Genomic DNA, 18,393 nt, shown 5'->3' on the forward strand with positions numbered 1-18,393 from the left:
ATGTTCTTTCAAGGCACCCCGTTCATCGGGGTGTCTTATATTTGTATTGGAACTTGCAGACAGGGGTTCACTTCTGACGTTAAAAACGTTAAAATAGTCATTGTGATCATTTCTTAGACTGAATTTGTCAATGAAATTGATCTCTATTCGCAGGGCAGGCTTTGCTGTCTCTGATAAAGGGTGGTATTCTTATACTGCGAGAAATGGATTTCACAAAAATATAGGGTGCAAAGGGTGGAGGACCAGATGGCAAAACAACAAATCGGCGTTATTGGCTTGGCGGTAATGGGCAAGAATTTGGCTCTAAATATCGAAAGCAAAGGTTTTTCCGTATCCGTATTCAACCGCTCCCCGGAGAAGACACATGATCTTCTTGCTGAAGCAGAAGGTAAAAACCTCGTAGGCACATTTTCCGTTGAGGAATTTGTAGCTTCGCTGGAAACACCGCGCAAAATTCTGATCATGGTTCAAGCTGGTAAAGCTACTGATGCTACCATCGAGCAACTGCTGCCGCATCTTGATCAAGGCGACATCATTATCGACGGAGGGAATGCTTACTTCCCTGATACAGTTCGTCGTAGTAAAGAGCTGGAAGAAAAAGGTTTCCGTTTTATCGGTACTGGAGTTTCTGGTGGTGAAGAAGGTGCTCTTAAAGGTCCTTCGATTATGCCAGGTGGTCAAGAAAGTGCGTATAAACTTGTAGAGCCTATCCTAACGGCAATCTCAGCCAAAGTGGACGGAGAGCCTTGCTGTACATATATCGGACCTGACGGTGCAGGACACTATGTTAAAATGGTGCACAATGGTATCGAATATGGTGATATGCAATTGATCTGTGAAGCTTATCAGTTGTTGAAAGATGTTCTAGGTCTGGATGCAAAAGAACTTCACAATATTTTCAAAGAGTGGAACAGCGGCGAGCTCGACAGCTACCTGATCGAGATCACTACTGATATCTTTGCTCAATACGACGAAGAAACCGGCAAACCTATGGTTGACGTTATCCTTGATTCCGCTGGCCAAAAGGGTACTGGTAAATGGACAAGCCAAAGCTCACTAGATCTTGGTGTACCTCTGTCCATGATTACCGAATCCGTATTCTCCCGCTTCCTGTCTGCTATGAAGGATGAGCGCGTAGAAGCAAGCAAAGTGCTTAACGGACCAGAAGCAACAACATTTGAAGGTGACAAAGCCGAATTCATTGAGAACGTGCGTAAAGCATTGTTCGCGAGCAAAATCGTATCCTACGCGCAAGGTTTCGCTCAACTTCGCGTAGCTTCCGACGAATATGGTTGGGATCTGAAATATGGCGAGCTGGCTAAAATCTGGCGCGGCGGCTGCATTATCCGTTCCCGTTTCCTACAAAATATCACAGATGCTTATGAGAACAATGCAGAGCTTAAGAATCTGCTTCTTGATCCTTTCTTCAAGAATGTTATGGACAATTACCAATCTGCATGGCGTAAAGTCATTGCTTCTGCGGTAACTTTGGGTGTTCCAGTTCCTGGATTCTCCAGCGCATTGGCTTACTATGACAGCTACCGTACAGAACGTTTGCCTGCTAACTTGCTTCAGGCTCAACGTGATTACTTTGGCGCTCACACCTTCAAACGTGTGGACAAAGAAGGCGTCTTCCACCACAACTGGATGGCAGCGGAATAATCTAATTGACGGTATGACAAGCGGCCCGGACGGCTTCACCAGAAATGGGGAGCCTTTCGGGTCTTTTTTTACTGGAAGAAGCGGATTGTCTAATGTTTTGACCCTGTGTTATGATATGACAAATATCGCGGTTGGAGGATAGTCATGGCTGGGGATACAGAAGAACTAAAAACGATGAGTCAGGAAGATAAGAACAAAAACATTATTTTAGTAGGGATGATGGCGACTGGTAAGTCAACTGTTGGTGCTATTTTGGCCGAGGAGCTGGGCTATGAGCTGGTTGATTTGGATCATGTCATTATTGAGACTGAAGGCAGAAGCATTGCAGAAATCTTCGCAGAAGATGGTGAGGAATACTTTCGAAGCGTAGAAACTGCGGTTCTAAAGCAAATGCTAGAGTCTGAGAATAAATTAATATCCACTGGTGGAGGCGCGGTATTGGCGCCGGGGAATACAGCCTTAATGCTGAGTAAAGGGCATGTAGTTGCGCTAACGGCAACTGAGGAAGAGATTATTGCACGTGTTAGCGGGGATGAGAATCGTCCGCTGCTCGCCGGCAATGCAGAAGAACGGGTCAGACGAATCATGGAAGATCGCCAGGATGCATACCTATTCGCGCATTACACGGTCGATACAACGGGACTGACTGCGGCAGAAGTGTCGCAACATATTTTAATGCATTACCGCGGTTGAGCTTTTAAGAGAGTGTCTCATTCCATTCAATCATACCGCCGCTAAGGTTCGCAGCGTTATAACCAAATTGCTGTAGATATTCGCAGACACGTTGGCTGCGGGCACCGGAACGGCAAATGAAGATCACTTTGGCATCGCTTGGAATATCTTCAGTACGGTGCGGAATTTCTCCCATAGGGATATGTTGTGCACCGGGAATCATCCCAAAGGCCACCTCTTCGTCTTCGCGAACATCGATGAGTACAAGGTCTTCACCTGTCTCTATACACTGCCGTAATTCTTGCGGTGTGATTTGTGGTACATTATGCATGGGTTTGACCTCTTTTCATCAGAAGAATGGTTTAATGATAACACAAGAACAGAATACCCTGTCAAACGAGCATTACATACCCACTACATCTACTAAGGAGAGTTTATATTATGGACGTTATTGTTAGGCCAACGCCATTTCTGCAAGGAGAATTTGGAGCCCTCTCTTCCAAAAACTATACGACACGTTATCTGCTGGTTGCGGCATTGTCTGAAGGAGTAAGTACGATTTATCATCCTGCACATAGTGAGGATAGCGACGCGATCCGCCGCTGCATAGCAGATTTGGGTGCTGTGCTTACAGAAGATGAGGAAAAGATTGTGATTCAAGGCTTCGGACGTCACCCAAAAGACGTTAAAGAACTTAATGTAGGAAATGCCGGAGCAGTGCTGCGTTTTCTTATGGCTGTGGCCGCGTTAAGTCCTGAGGTTACTTTTGTAAATACGTATCCAGACTCATTGGGCAAACGTCCGCATGACGACTTGATTGTGTCGTTGGAACAGCTAGGTGTTCAGGTGGAGCATAATGAAGGGAAACTGCCGATCACGATCCGTGGGGGTAAACCGGTTGGAGGCAGAATTACTGTCTCTGGTGCAGTAAGCTCCCAGTTCTTAAGTGCTCTACTGTTTCTGACACCATTGCTTGAAGAAGATAGTGAAATTATTGTCCTCGATGATTTGAAATCGAAGGTTGTCGTGGGCCAGACCTTGGAAGTGTTGGAGCAGGCAGGTATTGTGGTGCACGCTGCGGATGATTACATGTCCTTTAAAGTTCCGGGTCGTCAAGCTTATGCAGCTAAATCATATACTGTTCAAGGTGACTACCCAGGCTCTGCGGCAATCCTTGCGGCGGCTGCCGTTACAAAGTCGGATGTGAAAATTCACCGTCTTGCAGAACAAAGTAAACAAGGTGAAAGAGCCATTGTTGATGTACTGCGGATGATGGAAGTTCCTCTTACACATGAAGAGGGTACAGTACATGTCCAAGGGAACGGTATCCTAAAAGCTGTTGAATTCGATGGAGATGCTGCAACAGATGCGGTACTGGCCATGGTGGCTGCTGCAGTATTTGCAGAAGGTACCTCCCGATTCTACAATGTTGAGAATTTGCGCTATAAGGAATGTGATCGCATTACCGATTACTTGGCAGAGTTAACCCGTGCCGGAGCCAAGGTAGAAGAACGCCGCGATGAGATTATTGTTCACGGCATGCCCGAAGGTGTCGAAGGCGGAGTCACCATTAATGCGCATTATGATCACCGCGTAATTATGGCACTATCCGTAGTAGGCTTGCGTGCGCGTCAACCTCTTTTGATTAAGGATGCACATCATGTGGCAAAATCTTATCCGCAATATTTTGATCACTTGCGTGCGCTTGGTGCGAATGTGGAGTGGGTACAATAGGAATAAGGGAGCTAGCTTATCTAGCTTCAGTTCTAGCTTCAGTTAAACAAGGATCATTAAGTGTAACTATGGAAAGGGGCACTACTTATGAGCTTTGAGAATCCAAGTCGGGAGCAGATCGGAGATATTCTTGCTTCCGCAGGTAACATTGCTGTTGTTGGCTTATCAGACAAAACAGATCGTACCTCATATATGGTCGCGGGCGCCATGCAAAGCCGGGGATATCGGATCATTCCCGTTAACCCAACGGTGGACGGAGAAATCCTGGGAGAAAAGTGTTATCACACTTTAGCAGAAATTCCAGAGCCAGTGGACATCGTCAATGTATTCCGTCGAAGCGAACACTGCGCAAAGGTCGCGCAGGAGGCAGCTGACATTGGCGCACGTGTGCTGTGGCTCCAGCAGGGTATAGTTAGCGCGGAAGCCGCTGAAATCGTCGCTGAGCACGGTATGATCGCCATTATGGACCGCTGCATCAAGGTCGAAGAAGCGATCACAATGCATGGGCGTAGCCGGCAGTAGGTTCGGTTATATAACTGTTAAACTAAACACTGAGTTAAATATGTAGTGATTATAGTTAGCGTTGACCAACGGACGTAACAAGGAACTGACGAAGAACGAACTAGCTGGCGAAGAATGAACTAGCTGGTGAAGAATGAGCAAACTGGTGAAGAACGAACTAACTGGTGAAGAATGAGCAAACTGGTGAAGAACGAACTAACTGGTGAAGAATGAGCAAACTGGCGAGAACGAACTAACTGGTGAAGAATGAGCAAACTGGCGAAGAACGAACTAACTGGTGAAGAACGAACTAGCTGGCGAAGAATGAACGGGCTGGTGATGAACGAACTAACTGGTGAAGAATGAGCAAACTGGCGAGAACGAGCAAAAGTGGAATAAACTAACTAGGTTTAAATTTATGATGCTGTGGCTAATGCAAACTTAGATGATGAAGTTTAGCCAAAATAAGTGGTATTGTGTAACGCAAGGTGCGATTTCTAATGTAAAACGCCTGTTGAGCTAGTTATAATAAGATTAGACGAAGAACGTCCTTTAAACCGCTTTTTGCGGTGAAGGGCGTTTTTTTATTTTGTAGGGGAGGCTATAGGTTATGGAGTTTGAAGAAGCGCATGGTTTGTTTATCGACCAGCATATGAAATCAAGAACAGGTGAAAGAAGAGGGAGGCTGGTTAGAGGACAAAATTTTGCGGAAAAGCTATTTTTGCAGAATGTATGGTGGCCTATGTTTGAGTCCCTAGGCGATTTGCATCCAGAATACGAAGTATATGACTGGAATCGTAAATCACAATTTCTGGACTTTGCTTATCTTCCACAGACGGGCAGCAGCTTTGGGATCGAGTGTGATGGATATCAAAGCCATGTGAAAGATATGGACCGCGAGAAATTCAACTATTCAGTAAATCGGGACACTTTTTTGACTGGGATGGGCTGGAGGATGATTCATTTTTCTTTTGATGATATCCAGCAACGTCCCGAGGTCTGCCGGATGCTGTTGCAACTGGTGCTGGCGCCTTACTTGGCGCGTAAATCTGCTAGCGTAGCTATTTTATCTGAGGAAAAAGAGGTTCTGCGTTTCGCTTGGCGTCTCGGTAGACCGGTTCGTCCAAAGGATGTAGCCATGCATTTCTGCATTAATTTCCGTACGGCGCGTCGATTGCTGCAATCATTAAGTGAGAAGGGGTTGCTGAAGCCGGTTAATCAGGGAGAAAGAATTCGGTATTATGAGGTGAAGGCTCTCAGACCAGATCAAATGTGGTAAGGATCTTTAGAGGCTGCGCAAGGGAATAATTGCACTTTATACAACTAAATCGCCGAAATAGCTATCTAAATGCGAAATAGTTGCACTTTGTACACTTAGAACGCATCAAAGATTAGGTTAAGTAGAAAATCACTAAAAATAGTTGTAAGAAGTGCAGTTAAAAAGGTGCTCAGAGTAACGTCGATAGGAATAGTTGCACAAAGTACACTTAAACTCAGGTGGAATTCCTAACTGTGAGTTTAGGGTGTTGAAGATAGTTAATGGGGGAGAAAAGTTCGATGTTATGAAGCGAATGCTCTGAGATCAGATCAGTTCAGACCAGACCAGACCAGACCAGACCAGACCAGACCAGACCAGACCAGACCAGACCAGACCAGACTAGACCAGACCAAATAAAATCAGACCAAATCATACCTGATCTGATCGGACCAGGTATGCTAGGGACATCTATACGATAGCTGCGCAAGGGAATAATTGCACTATATACAACTAAATCGCCGAAATAGCTATCTAAATGGGAAATAGTTGTACTTTGTACACTTAGAACGCATCAAAGATTAGGTTAAGTGGAAAATCACTAAAAATAGTTGTATGAAGTGCAGTTAAAAAGGTGCTCAGAGTAACGCCGATATAAATAGTTGCACAAAGTACACTTAAACTCGATACTAACTCTGTAGTATTCATCAGCTTCACGTAAATACCAGCCGTTCTATGGATACTAATGAATAAATGTTTAGTGGAATATGAGAATATTTGTTTTAAAAATGTAACGTGAAGATCTCATGAGTTTCTTTTGACAAAAATCCCCGCAGCGCTTACCATTCAATATAGAAAGAAAGGAGAGGGTAGCCTTGAATTGGCTCGGATCATTGCAGCAATTGGGCAGAGCCATAATGCTTCCTACCATGGTACTGCCGGCGGCAGCCATTTTGCTGAGTTTGGGCAGCTTACCTTGGTCTGCATGGGGACTTTCTTCGGTGTCTGAAGTGGCTACTTACGCGGGGCAGGCAATATTTTATTATATGCCTTATTTGTTCGCTGTAGGTGTAGCCTGGGGGTTATCCAATCAAGCCGGAACAGGGGGGCTTGCAGCGCTGGCTGGGATGTTCACTTACGACCGAATTGTCACCCAAATGGGAGACGGGCTTGTACAACCTGCAACACTAATCGGAATTTTGCTGGGGATCGTTGCCGGTGTCGCGCAAAACCGGTTTAAAAATATTAAGCTTCCAGAGGCGATCCAGTTTTTTGGAGGGTCGCGTTTTGTTTTGCTGTTCATGGGCTTGTTTTCTGCCGGGTTCGCATGGGTAATGTTAGGAATATCTCCGCTGCTGCAGATAGGGCTGGATAATCTTTTTCAGGGAATATTGCAGACGGGCGGGTTTGGCGTTTTTATCTATGGCGTCCTATATAGGGTTCTGACCGCTTTTGGACTACATCATATTCTTAATAATGTGTTTTGGTTTCAATTTGGGAATTTTACGACTCCTGATGGCAGTGCTGTGGTTCAGGGGGATTTGCCGCGTTTTTTTGCAGGCGATCCAACGGCGGGGATTTTTATGGCGGGGTTGTTTCCGATTATGATGTTTGCGCTGCCTGCCATTGCTTTTGCAATTATTCAGGAAGCGCGCGAGGATTTGAAGCCCAAGATTAAAAAGACTTTTGTGCGGGCGGCGTTGGTTTGTTTTCTGACCGGGGTTTCGGAGCAGATCGAATTTGCATTTTTATTTGCTTCTCCGTATTTGTTCGCGGTACATACTGTAATGTCCGGTCTCGCTATGGTGTTGACCTACATGCTGGGAATCCATCACGGGTTCTCCTATTCGGCTGGAGCCATCGATTTCTTCTTGAACATGCATTTGTCACAGAGGGCTTGGCTGCTGATTCCGATTGGTATCGGCTACGGGATTGTATACTATAATTTATTTCGCTGGGCGATTCGCCGTTTTCAGATCCCGACACCGGGGCGTGAAGAAGGTTCAGAGCTTGGGGATTGGGCCGGCAATATCCCTTATCAGGCACCGCTGATCTTAGAGGCGCTTGGAGGCAAGGAGAATATTGTACAAGTGCAGTCCTGTATCACCCGTCTGCGGCTTACCGTTCATAATGACCGATATATAGATACTGGAGCGCTTAAAGGTTTAGGTTCTGCTGGGATTATCAAGCTAGGCGGCGGAAATGTCCAGGTAGTATTTGGCACGTATTCAGAACTGATCCGCGAGGAGATTAATAAGCTTATGCTTCGTGATTTACCGCAGGTGCTGTTCAGTTCGCCAATGCAGGGTAGAATGATGCCCATTGAGGAAGTGCCTGATCACATTTTTGCAGCTAAGCTAGTGGGGGATGGTGTTGCATTTTTGCCGGAAAAAGGGGAACTTACTTCACCCGTATTCGGGAAAGTTATGCACGTCTATCCTACAATGCATGCCGTGGGTATTTCGACGCCGGAAGGGTTGGAAGTACTCATGCATATAGGGATCGACACTTCACAGCTCAAGGGACCCTTTGAGGCGGTTGTAAAAGAAGGCGACAGCGTGGAGCCGGGTCAATTGCTTGTTAAATTCGACCTCGCTTATTTGCGTGAACATGCGGCCTCATTGGCTACACCGATGGTGATCACGAATCCTGATCGAGTCAAATCATGGAGCTATGCTCCATTTAAAAATGTTAAAAAGGGGCAATCATCAGTAATGTCCGTAGTCTTACACGAAAGTAACGTTGGAGGGATTGAAGGATGATACAAGGCATAGGCGCAGCAGCAGGTGTAGCTATCGGGAAGGCCTTTGTCTTGCCGAACTGGGAATGGAGCTTACCGGATACACAAGTGAACCCAGTGGATCTAGCTAAGGAGTTTGAGCGTTTATACGAAGGTATCCGTACCTCTAAGGACGAGATTGAATTCATCAAAAAAGAGTTCAGAGAAGTGGTGGGTCCGGAGGAATCGAGTATTTTTGATGCTCATCTGGCGATCTTAGATGATCCTGTGTTCATGAGTGAAATCCGCGGGATCATTGAGCGCCAGTACAAGGCGGCAGAAGTAGCTGTGAAAGAAGCGATTGATCATTTTGTAGCGATGTTTGATCTGCTAGACGATGAGTACATGAAGGAGCGGGCGGTGGATATCAAGGATGTCGGAAACCGTCTTTTAAAACATCTTTTAGGCGCTCCAGAGGTTACGTTACCATCGGATACACAGCCATATATTCTTGTTGCGAAGGAGTTGTCTCCTTCCCAGCTAGCTCACTTGAATCCAACTTATGTTCTAGGTATTGTCACCATGATGGGCGGTAAAACCTCACATTCCTCCATTATGGCTCGTGCGCTAGGCATTCCTCTTGTAGCAGGCTTGGAGAATAATCTGTCTAATCCTATTCAGACCGGGGACATGCTTGTGATCGACGGTGATACCGGATCTGTACAAATCCATCCAGATGAACTTACGATAAATGAATACGTAGCGATTCGGGATAAACAGCATAAAAAGAAAGAGCAACTGGAACTGCTCGCCACCGTGGAGGCTGTTACCAAGGATGGTGTGAACCTGCGACTTGCCGGCAATATCAGTTCAGTTAAAGAACTCAACATAGCGCTTAAGTATGGAGCTGAAGGCGTAGGCCTGTTCCGCACGGAGTTTCTTTATATGGACCGCAGATCTTTTCCAACTGAGGATGAACAATTTGAAGTGTATAAACAGGTTGTCGAGAAGGTGGGCAATAACATTGTAGTGATTCGTACGCTGGATATTGGCGGGGACAAGCAGTTGGATTATATCCAGCTGCCTGAAGAGCAGAATCCTTTCCTTGGTTACCGGGCGATTCGCATCAGCTTGGACCGATTAGATATGTTCAAAACCCAGCTAAGTGCCATTTTGCGGGCAAGTGCATACGGGAATGTAAAGTTAATGTTTCCAATGATTTCTTCCGTAGAGGAAGTGCAGGCGGCAAAAGCTGTTTTAGAAGAAGTGAAAGCTGAGCTGGAGCAACGAGATATCCCTTTTAACCGGAATCTTCCTGTGGGTATTATGATTGAAGTTCCGGCGGCGGTTATGATTGCTGATTTACTGGCTGAGGAAGTTGACTTTTTCAGTATCGGCACTAATGATTTGGTTCAATATGTGTTAGCGGTAGACCGTATGAATGAACAAATTGCTCATATGTATCATCCGTACCATCCAGCGGTTCTGCGAATGATCCGTATGACGGTAGAAGCGGCACGTAATGCCAAGATTGATATCAGTGTATGTGGTGAAATGGCGGCGGATGAGCGTTCTTTGCCTCTTTGGCTGGAGCTGGGAATTAGAGATCTCAGCATGTCGCCGCAGGCGCTGCTGAAGGTTAAACACCGCACACTGAACACATTGGCCAAGGATGCCAAAAGAATCGCCAAAGCGTGTTTCCACCATCGTACAAGCTCAGAGACGGAAGAAATGTTAACTGCGTTTGCCCAAAAAAGTGGTCTTACACTTGGATCAAGCGGGGAACTACAGGAGAAAGCCTCATCCTAAAGTTACTGTAACTTTTATTCAATTCATATCAAGGTTCGGCATTCTTGCCGAACCTTTTTCTTTATTTAAGCCATACTTTTTAAAAAAACAAAACCGTTTGCCCTGCGGCGCAGTCAATACATAGAGAGAGTTACACAGAACCGATTTAAGAATAAAGGCAAGGGGGGAGGCAGGCCGAAAATGGATCACATTATAAATGACGAAATGGAAATGGCTGCTACGGATGAAGAGCTGTTTTATGAGCAAGTGGCTGGACAGAAAAGAAAACTTTATAGCATTGCTTACAGCTATTTGCGAAATGAAGCGGATTCGCTGGAGGTTTTGCAGGAGGCCACCTGCCGTGCATGGATTAAACGAAAAAACTTAAAAGATGCGGAGCGTTTCGCTCCATGGTTAACACGTATTTTGATTAATTGCTGTAATGATGAGCTGAAGCGCCGAAAGAGGAATACAGTCGCAGAAGCTGCTCGAAGTGATGAGGGGATCATGGAGATGAAAAGTGACCGCAGACTGGACATGGAACAAGCGCTGGATGGAGTGAAACCCAAATATCGCCAAGTGCTGGTGCTCAAATATTACAAGGATATGACCCTTGCCGAGATTGCAGAGGTGCTGGATAAACCAGAGGGCACAGTGAAGACATGGCTGAATAAAGGATTAAAACAACTGCGTGACAAAATGAAGCGGAAGGGGGAGCTATTTTATGGCTGAGTCTGAAGAGAAGCTGCTTAAAGATTATTTTCAGAAAATCGATGCGGAGGCAGAAGAAATTCTGGATGTAAAACTGGACACCGCGATCCGCAAGGGGATGCAGCAAGGGAACCGTTCACGTTTGTCTTTTAGAAAAAAGTACGCTGTTGTTGTATTGGTAGTCTTGGCATTCGCCTTACTTATAATTGTGCCTTGGGCAAATCAGATGATAAATCCCGTACGTGCGCAATTACCTCCAAAAAGCTGGGGTCAGCTTGAAGTGTTTAGACCCGTTATTGCTAATAATCTGACGATTAAATCAGCACTTGATGCGGGGATGATGAAGGAGGTAAATATCTCTTCTCCTGAGGTGGACGGGATAACATGGACTGTTAATGGAATCATTGCAGACCGAAGAGGCATTGCGGTGCTTTATACAATCCAGAACAATACGGATCAGAAGATGCGGCTTTTTGGCTTGTCTTTGAAAAAGACTCCAGAGGATAAATACCACCTTAGTGGATACAGCGGGTTTAGCACTTCTAATGCACAAGAGGTTGGGTCCCCTGGGACGACTCGTATGTATGAGCAAATCGTCTGGGATAAATATCAGGATGAGATACCAGAGGAGTTGAATATCACACTATCGCTTTTTCCAGATGCAATTGGTCAAGTTTTTAATAACAAGGATATAAAAGAAATGGATGTCAAAATTCCACTGGAAGCTGATAACAATTATTTTGAAGGAGAACTCGTTGATCTGAAGGATAGTCTGTCTATCGGCGGACAGAAAATTATAATGGACCAGGTTTATATTGGGCCTACGGGTATTTATATGCGACAAACCTTTGGCAGAGAGAATACAATGAGGATTTTCAGTTTGCTTTCACCTAAGCTTGTCCTCGGAAAAGGGGATCATCAAGAGGAACTAATGTGGGCAAGTGGTTCGAATATTTACCACAATGACAATATGAGACCTGATGATCCAATCAAACTTGAAGTTGAGGGAATCTCTGCTCTAGATCAGTCAGAGGTCGAACTTGTGATTAATACGGAAACACAGCAGATTTTAAAGGTACCGGATAACTATCTCACGATTTCTAAACGGACCGCGGATGAGGAGAAGGGGATTATATTATTGGATTTATTGATTCCCAAAAAAGTTGAGGAGTTGCATGAAGCAACCGGTTTTGGGATAGACGATAATTTTGTGGATAGTGCTGGAAGCGGACATTGGCTTGTACATGATTCTGAGAGTTATTCTAGATATAGAGAATACCGTGAAGACGCTAAGGGAACTACAATAACTTATTATCTTAACGTAGGCAAAGAAAAGCTGCCTCAACCTTTGACTTTTAGGTTTACAAATTATCCAAATATGATCATGGAGACGGATTCCATGCGGATTAGATAACCATCTGGATTTTAAACGCCTCAAATCAAAAGCCCTGTTCCTCAAATTGTGAGAAACAGGGCTTGTTTGATTTTAACTATATTCCTACTGTTTATTCCCCAGCTAGTGCATCGCAAAAGGCTTTGCCGTATGGCGGAAGATCTGGCGGGCGGCGAGCAGAAATGATATGTCCATCCGTAACCACAGCTTCATCCTTCCAGATGGCTCCGGCATTCTCCATGTCATCACGGATGCCTGGCGTGGAGGTGACGGTTACACCTTCCAGAATTTTAGCAGAAATTAATACCCAGCCTGCATGGCAGATCTGCCCAATCGGTTTTTTAGCCGCATTAAAATCCTGTACAAGCTTTAGAACGGCACTGTATCTACGGATTTTATCAGGAGCCCAGCCGCCTGGAACCAAAATCCCATCATAATCTGCGGCATTAAGCTCGTCCCAGGAGTATTCTGCTTTAGCAGGTACGCCATATTTACCGATGTACGTCTTATCTTTTTCCAGACCTGCCAAGTGAACCTCGGCACCTTCTTCTCTCACCCGATACACGGGATACCAGAGCTCCAAATCTTCAAATTCATCGTCTACGAGTGCTATGACCTTTTTACCGGCTAGTCTCATTTAGTTAAGCTCCTTTCGATTCCCATGATTCTTTCATTATTCTATCAAATTTAAAATATGAAGTCATCTTTAGGGATGTAAATTATAGACAAATTGCCAATTTAATCATTATATGCAATAAAGGAGGGTTTTAATCGAGTGGAGTCGAATATAGAAGTTGAAAAAGTCAAACTTTGTGCGTTATTAATTTTGTGCAAGAGGTGTAGAAGATGTATAAAGATAATTTGATGGAGAAGTTGTGCAGTTGTGGTGGCCTCATGAACTTACATATGCATTCTTTGATTTTTAATACGAAGATGAAGATTACTCATGTTCCTGTCTATACCTGCCCAGAATGCGCTAGTTATGAACCTTTGCAGTTTATTAAAGCAGATCTAGGCAAATTAGTAAAAGAACTCAGTGGAGATGATCCGGGAAAAGATTTTTTGTTTACGGAGAGAAATGAATTGGCCAGTGTATTAAAAGAATCCTTGTCAGAAACTATAATAGGGGGAATATCAGAACTAGAGACGATAATCCGAGAGAGGATTCAGACCCGAGTCGATATGCTTCTCGATATCTATCGTTTAGCTGAGAAGCTGTCAGACCAGCATTGGATGGAAGAAACTAGTCGAAGATTGTCTCAATTAACCTTCCAAATGACTGAAAATGAAGATTATAAAAAAATTGTGTGAAAATAATGAAAATTTTTCACGGAATGTTGGATTTTTCACTCACTTTTTGTTACGATAGATAGAAGTTACATTATTGATGCTCTTGGACAGGTTAACCAGCACTGGTCACAATTTTAATCCAGGGTGACGTTTTCAGCCTTGAAAGAAATTTTGAAAGGAAAATGAAGCGTTATCATTGCACAAATGTACAAAGTGTCGTATCATATTTTTAATTAGTCGAACGATAAAATTTATCGCAATGGAGAGAGTAATTTGACGGTAACCATTTACGATGTAGCTCGAGAAGCAGGCGTATCTATGGCTACGGTATCACGGGTTGTGAATAATAACCCTAACGTGAAACCGCAGACCCGGAAGAAAGTTTTTGAAGCGATTGAACGTTTGGGATATCGTCCCAATGCCGTGGCAAGAGGTCTTGCCAGTAAGAAAACGACAACCGTTGGGGTTGTCATCCCTGATATTTCAAACTCGATTTTTGCAGAAATTGCACGCGGGATTGAAGATATCGCGAACATGTATCATTACAATATCATATTGTGTAACGCGGATAAGCGTAAAGAGAAAGAAATTCGTGTCATTAATACCCTTTTGGAGAAACAGGTCGATGGTCTGCTCTTCATGGGTGGTACAGTAACTGACGAACATATTCAAGCTTTCCAGACTTCTGCAGTTCCGATTGTTCTATGTGCTACACGGGATGAGAAGGGAACTTATCCTTCCGTTGACATCGATCATGAAACCGCTGCTTTTGATGCTGTGAACACATTGATTCGTCACGGTCATCGTGAGATCGCTATGATCAGTGGCACACTGCAGGATCCTGCAAATGGATATGCACGTTTCCATGGTTACAAGAAAGCATTGGAACAGGCAGGAATCGAGTACCAAGAGGATTTGGTACGCATCGGTAACTACCGCTATGAATCTGGTGTAGAAGCAATGAAGTATTTCCTTGGACTCAAGAAGAAACCAACCGCTATTTTTGCGGCAACGGATGAAATGGCTATTGGTGCCATTCACAGTATTCAAGATGAAGGTCTGAAGGTACCGGATGATTTCTCCATCATTAGTGTGGATAATATTCGTATGGCTTCGATGGTTCGTCCTTTGCTGACAACCGTAGCTCAGCCTATGTACGATTTGGGCGCAGTTGCGATGAGACTTTTGACCAAGCTTATGAAGAAAGAAACCGTTGAGAATCCGCGGGTTATCCTGCCTCATGAAACGATTCTCCGCTTGTCGGTTAATCATCTAAATAAGTAATTTAAGAACTGAACAGTTATTCCGTAAAAAGCTCCTTATGGAGCTTTTTATGTTTTTATTTGCTAAATAAATCTTCAAAGGAGGTATTTACTGTGAGTGAAGTCATCGGATTAATCGGAGCTATGGATGAAGAAATCAAGCTGCTTCTAGAGGGTATGGAGGACAAGCGGACAAAAGTTAAAGCAGGTATACAATATTACATAGGAAACATATTAGGAAAATCCGTAGTGCTCTGTAAATCTGGCGTGGGTAAAGTAAATGCAGCAGTTACGACTCAGATTCTAATTGATAATTTTGGCGTATCCCGTGTGCTGTTTACGGGGGTTGCTGGAGCAGTACATCCAGAATTGAATATTGGAGATATTGTTATAGCATCTACATGTGTACAACATGACATGGATGCTACGGGGCTTGGGTTCGCAAGAGGCGAAATTCCTTATCAGGAGACTTCCGTCTTTCAGGCAGACCCTGCGCTAGTACAGCTTGCTGAGAAGGCATGCAATGAGCTAGGTCAAAAGTACTTGATAGGCAAGGTGTTATCTGGTGATCAATTCATTTCTAATGCGGAGATTGTAGCTGAATTAAGAGACCAAATGGATGGAGCTTGTGTGGAAATGGAAGGGGCGGCGGTTGCTCAAGTCTGTCATATGAACGCCACGCCCTTTGTCATCATTCGCTCCATGTCAGATAAGTCTGATGGATCAGCTGAGGTGAATTTCAGGGAATTTACAGTACAATCTTCACAACGCTCCCATTCCATATTAGAATTTATGCTGCAGCATATTTAATGATCAATACATAAAGCGTTGTCTAAAACGTACTCTGTCAAAGGTCTCCTGGGAGGACATGGGCACCTCTTGTCCAATGCGAACCATTAGGCAGTTAGCGGGATGTGAACAAATTTCTGGATCATCCGTAGCATACCAAACCATATTTACGGTTTTCATCAGCCGTTCCATCATCTGGCGATAGGCCCATACGTCCAGCCCACTGCCTTTTAAATCCCAGTGCCAGTAATACTCTGTTGTAAAAACAATACAATTCTCCAATTGCTCCCGCTCAAAAGCAGTAGAAACCAGCAGCCGGCCTAGTCCGGCCCCTCTATAATCATTACTCACCTCTATCGCTCCAAGCTCAATAAGATCCTCCATACCACCCTGTGACCATAACTCCATTTCATCTGGATAATGGAAGGTCACATAGCCTACTATAACGTCATTCTCTACTGCGGTAATTACACGGCCCTCTGGCAAGCTGGCGATCTCTACGAGCGCCTCTTGTTGCTCTAATGGCCTGCGGAAAGCATCAAGGTCCTGATGCATATGCAGGACTTCAAGGTCCTCGGGAGATCGGGGTCCGCTCACAGTTATCGTTCTACCCATATAGGAGAGAGTATGGGAAATAGGGATTTTGCGATGCTCCATGACAGTGCTCCTTTCAGATCAAAAAAATGGTATGTAAACGCTTGCTATGGTATACTAATTCAGACATAAAAAATTCACATTCATTGCATTGACATCATTATTTAAAACATGAGTCTTACCCTTAAAGCTTAAATCAAACGAGTGAGGGAGGCAAGAGTGATGGGTCAAGTCCATAGCGAAATTTTGCCGGGTCGTGTGCAGAGCTCCAATATGTCTGATTATGCGGAGGCAGTAGCCAATTTTGAGTGGGAGGATGTTGAACGTAATTTCTCATGGTATGAAACCGGCAAGGTTAATATGGCCTATGAAGCCGTTGATCGCCATGTGGATGAAGGGCGGGGAGCGGCAACGGCCCTACTCTACAGTGACGCTGTACGGGAAGAATCCTATACATTTGCCGATCTGCAGGAGCGGTCGAACCGGTTCGGAAATGTATTGCGTAAATATGGCATCGGTAAAGGAGATAGGGTATTTATTTTTATGCCTCGCCAACCGGAACTGTATTTCAGTCTGCTAGGTATTCTCAAAATCGGAGCCATAGCAGGACCCTTATTTGAAGCCTTTATGGAAACAGCAGTTAAGGATCGTTTGGAGGATAGTGGGGCTGTTGCGCTGGTAACTACGCCAGAATTGCTGCATCGGGTCAAGCGAGAAGAGCTTCCTGAGCTGCGTCATATTTTTCTAGTAGGTGGAGCAACTGATATTGAGCAAGGAAACTTAGGATTCGCAGAAGAGATGGCTAACGTTTCTGCTGATCTTAATTTAGAATGGCTTGATTTGGACGATGGCCTTATTATGCATTATACTTCTGGTTCTACAGGTAAGCCCAAAGGCGTTTATCATGTGCATAGAGCAATGATTCAACATTATTATACAGGTAGAGTAGTGCTAGATCTACGTCAAGACGATATATACTGGTGTACGGCAGATCCTGGCTGGGTGACCGGAACTTCATACGGCATATTTGCCCCTTGGTTAAACGGGGTGACCAATGTAGTCAGAGGCGGCCGCTTTAGTCCTCAGGATTGGTATAAGACAATCGAACGGAATAAGGTATCTGTATGGTACAGCGCACCTACAGCTTTTCGTATGTTGATGGGTGCAGGGGAGCACTCTTTACAGGGGATTGATTTAAGCAGTTTGCGCCATGTTCTATCGGTTGGTGAACCGTTAAATCCGGAAGTGGTACGTTGGGGAGATAAATTTTACAATCAGCGTATTCATGATACTTGGTGGATGACTGAAACAGGGGCACAATTGATTTGTAATTATCCGTCAATGGATATCAAACCAGGCTCGATGGGCCGTCCGTTACCGGGGATTGAAGCAGCGATTCTGGATGACCGGGGAAATGTTCTCCCGCCTTTTTCTATGGGGAATCTTGCGATAAAAACTCCGTGGCCATCCATGATGAAAACGATCTGGAACAATCAGACGAAGTATGAGGAATATTTCCGGATTCCTGGCTGGTACATTTCTGGCGATTCAGCTTATATGGATGACGAAGGATACTTCTGGTTTCAGGGACGAATTGATGATGTCATCAACTCTTCTGGTGAGCGTATTGGTCCATTTGAAGTGGAAAGCAAATTAGTGGAGCATCCGGCAGTGGCAGAAGCGGGTGTAATCGGCAAACCGGATCTTGTGCGGGGGGAGATTATTAAGGCTTTTATCTCGCTTAGAGAAGGTTATACTCCAACTGCTGCCTTGAAAGAGGAGATCACCGCTTTTGTCAAAGCGGGTCTGTCTGCACATGCTGCCCCGCGAGAAATCGAGTTTAAGGATAAACTTCCGAAGACACGATCAGGTAAAATTATGCGGCGTGTACTGAAGGCATGGGAGCTGCATCTACCGACAGGAGATCTATCCACGATTGAGGATTAGAATGAATTGTAAAAAAACACCGTTCCCGGATGAATTCATGGGAACGGTGTTTTGCTGTGTAAATTTATTTAATGAT

Annotated in this window: 16 protein-coding genes; 13 read left to right on the top strand and 3 right to left on the bottom strand. The window is 44.6% G+C overall.

The features are described 5' to 3' along the window. Window positions 1–246 precede the first annotated feature (246 nt). The gene (gndA, locus tag MHB37_RS13100) at window positions 247–1,662 is read left to right on the top strand and encodes an NADP-dependent phosphogluconate dehydrogenase (protein ID WP_038570246.1); all 1,416 of its coding nucleotides are present in this window, start codon (window positions 247–249) and stop codon (window positions 1,660–1,662) included. Window positions 1,663–1,806: 144 nt separating this feature from the next. Beyond that, on the top strand, window positions 1,807–2,355 hold the full coding sequence (locus tag MHB37_RS13105) for a shikimate kinase (protein ID WP_235219530.1): 549 nt from the start codon (window positions 1,807–1,809) through the stop codon (window positions 2,353–2,355). 4 nt (window positions 2,356–2,359) lie between these two features. Here the strand turns inward: MHB37_RS13105 and MHB37_RS13110 are convergent, their stop codons facing one another. Next, on the bottom strand, window positions 2,360–2,665 hold the full coding sequence (locus MHB37_RS13110; RefSeq protein ID WP_036686126.1) for a rhodanese-like domain-containing protein: 306 nt from the start codon (window positions 2,663–2,665) through the stop codon (window positions 2,360–2,362). 110 nt (window positions 2,666–2,775) lie between these two features. Between MHB37_RS13110 and aroA the strand changes: the two genes are divergently transcribed. From aroA to MHB37_RS13145, 7 genes are all read left to right on the top strand, one after another. Beyond that, window positions 2,776–4,068, top strand: a complete 1,293-nt coding sequence (aroA, locus tag MHB37_RS13115; RefSeq protein ID WP_405169478.1) for a 3-phosphoshikimate 1-carboxyvinyltransferase — start codon at window positions 2,776–2,778, stop codon at window positions 4,066–4,068. Window positions 4,069–4,155: 87 nt separating this feature from the next. Beyond that, window positions 4,156–4,590, top strand: a complete 435-nt coding sequence (locus MHB37_RS13120; protein ID WP_076279823.1) for a CoA-binding protein — start codon at window positions 4,156–4,158, stop codon at window positions 4,588–4,590. 589 nt (window positions 4,591–5,179) lie between these two features. After that, entirely contained in the window at window positions 5,180–5,848 is a 669-nt protein-coding gene (locus MHB37_RS13125) for a hypothetical protein (protein WP_076306213.1), read from the top strand. A gap of 851 nt (window positions 5,849–6,699) precedes the next feature. Next, on the top strand, window positions 6,700–8,586 hold the full coding sequence (locus MHB37_RS13130; RefSeq protein ID WP_405169479.1) for a glucose PTS transporter subunit IIA: 1,887 nt from the start codon (window positions 6,700–6,702) through the stop codon (window positions 8,584–8,586). Next, window positions 8,583–10,352: a phosphoenolpyruvate--protein phosphotransferase gene (ptsP, locus tag MHB37_RS13135; protein WP_405169480.1), complete on the top strand. Its 1,770-nt coding sequence runs from the start codon at window positions 8,583–8,585 to the stop codon at window positions 10,350–10,352. The genes MHB37_RS13130 and ptsP overlap by 4 nt, the downstream gene beginning before the upstream one ends. Before the next feature lie 180 nt (window positions 10,353–10,532). Further along, window positions 10,533–11,063 carry a sigma-70 family RNA polymerase sigma factor gene (locus MHB37_RS13140; RefSeq protein WP_405169481.1) on the top strand — a complete coding sequence of 177 codons (531 nt, stop codon included), beginning with the start codon at window positions 10,533–10,535 and terminating at the stop codon, window positions 11,061–11,063. After that, window positions 11,056–12,456 carry a DUF4179 domain-containing protein gene (locus tag MHB37_RS13145; RefSeq protein WP_405169482.1) on the top strand — a complete coding sequence of 467 codons (1,401 nt, stop codon included), beginning with the start codon at window positions 11,056–11,058 and terminating at the stop codon, window positions 12,454–12,456. The genes MHB37_RS13140 and MHB37_RS13145 overlap by 8 nt, the downstream gene beginning before the upstream one ends. A gap of 91 nt (window positions 12,457–12,547) precedes the next feature. Here MHB37_RS13145 and MHB37_RS13150 read toward each other — a convergent pair whose 3' ends face one another. Then, window positions 12,548–13,072 carry a type 1 glutamine amidotransferase domain-containing protein gene (locus MHB37_RS13150; RefSeq protein ID WP_076189861.1) on the bottom strand — a complete coding sequence of 175 codons (525 nt, stop codon included), beginning with the start codon at window positions 13,070–13,072 and terminating at the stop codon, window positions 12,548–12,550. A gap of 209 nt (window positions 13,073–13,281) precedes the next feature. Here MHB37_RS13150 and MHB37_RS13155 point away from each other — a divergent pair, with 209 nt between their 5' ends. The 3 genes from MHB37_RS13155 (at window position 13,282) to MHB37_RS13165 (ending at window position 15,797) form a co-directional block, all read left to right on the top strand. Further along, window positions 13,282–13,746, top strand: coding sequence for a hypothetical protein (locus tag MHB37_RS13155; protein WP_076129122.1), 465 nt, complete (start codon window positions 13,282–13,284; stop codon window positions 13,744–13,746). A gap of 252 nt (window positions 13,747–13,998) precedes the next feature. Continuing rightward, a complete protein-coding gene (gene ccpA, locus MHB37_RS13160; RefSeq protein ID WP_036686140.1) occupies window positions 13,999–15,009 on the top strand; it encodes a catabolite control protein A in 1,011 nt (336 codons plus the stop codon). 92 nt (window positions 15,010–15,101) lie between these two features. Continuing rightward, on the top strand, window positions 15,102–15,797 hold the full coding sequence (locus tag MHB37_RS13165) for a 5'-methylthioadenosine/adenosylhomocysteine nucleosidase (RefSeq protein WP_076183358.1): 696 nt from the start codon (window positions 15,102–15,104) through the stop codon (window positions 15,795–15,797). A gap of 3 nt (window positions 15,798–15,800) precedes the next feature. Here the strand turns inward: MHB37_RS13165 and MHB37_RS13170 are convergent, their stop codons facing one another. Beyond that, the gene (locus MHB37_RS13170; protein WP_076189864.1) at window positions 15,801–16,433 is read right to left on the bottom strand and encodes a GNAT family N-acetyltransferase; all 633 of its coding nucleotides are present in this window, start codon (window positions 16,431–16,433) and stop codon (window positions 15,801–15,803) included. 159 nt (window positions 16,434–16,592) lie between these two features. Here MHB37_RS13170 and acsA point away from each other — a divergent pair, with 159 nt between their 5' ends. Continuing rightward, complete coding sequence (gene acsA / locus MHB37_RS13175) at window positions 16,593–18,317, top strand: acetate--CoA ligase (RefSeq protein ID WP_405169483.1); 1,725 nt, start codon at window positions 16,593–16,595, stop codon at window positions 18,315–18,317. The last annotated feature ends 76 nt before the right edge of the window (window positions 18,318–18,393 follow it).

Origin of the sequence: Paenibacillus sp. FSL H3-0286, from assembly GCF_045040705.1 — a bacterium.
Classification (GTDB): Bacteria; Bacillota; Bacilli; order Paenibacillales; family Paenibacillaceae; genus Paenibacillus_AQ; species Paenibacillus_AQ odorifer.

Excerpts from the sequence above, each read along its gene's own strand:
- gndA (WP_038570246.1), top strand. The coding sequence starts at position 247 with ATGGCAAAACAACAAATCGGCGTTATTGGCTTGGCGGTAATGGGCAAG.
- MHB37_RS13105 (WP_235219530.1), top strand. The coding sequence starts at position 1,807 with ATGGCTGGGGATACAGAAGAACTAAAAACGATGAGTCAGGAAGATAAG.
- MHB37_RS13110 (WP_036686126.1), bottom strand. The coding sequence starts at position 2,665 with ATGCATAATGTACCACAAATCACACCGCAAGAATTACGGCAGTGTATA.
- aroA (WP_405169478.1), top strand. The coding sequence starts at position 2,776 with ATGGACGTTATTGTTAGGCCAACGCCATTTCTGCAAGGAGAATTTGGA.
- MHB37_RS13120 (WP_076279823.1), top strand. The coding sequence starts at position 4,156 with ATGAGCTTTGAGAATCCAAGTCGGGAGCAGATCGGAGATATTCTTGCT.
- MHB37_RS13125 (WP_076306213.1), top strand. The coding sequence starts at position 5,180 with ATGGAGTTTGAAGAAGCGCATGGTTTGTTTATCGACCAGCATATGAAA.
- ptsP (WP_405169480.1), top strand. The coding sequence starts at position 8,583 with ATGATACAAGGCATAGGCGCAGCAGCAGGTGTAGCTATCGGGAAGGCC.
- MHB37_RS13140 (WP_405169481.1), top strand. The coding sequence starts at position 10,533 with ATGGATCACATTATAAATGACGAAATGGAAATGGCTGCTACGGATGAA.
- MHB37_RS13145 (WP_405169482.1), top strand. The coding sequence starts at position 11,056 with ATGGCTGAGTCTGAAGAGAAGCTGCTTAAAGATTATTTTCAGAAAATC.
- MHB37_RS13150 (WP_076189861.1), bottom strand. The coding sequence starts at position 13,072 with ATGAGACTAGCCGGTAAAAAGGTCATAGCACTCGTAGACGATGAATTT.
- MHB37_RS13155 (WP_076129122.1), top strand. The coding sequence starts at position 13,282 with ATGTATAAAGATAATTTGATGGAGAAGTTGTGCAGTTGTGGTGGCCTC.
- MHB37_RS13170 (WP_076189864.1), bottom strand. The coding sequence starts at position 16,433 with ATGGAGCATCGCAAAATCCCTATTTCCCATACTCTCTCCTATATGGGT.
- acsA (WP_405169483.1), top strand. The coding sequence starts at position 16,593 with ATGGGTCAAGTCCATAGCGAAATTTTGCCGGGTCGTGTGCAGAGCTCC.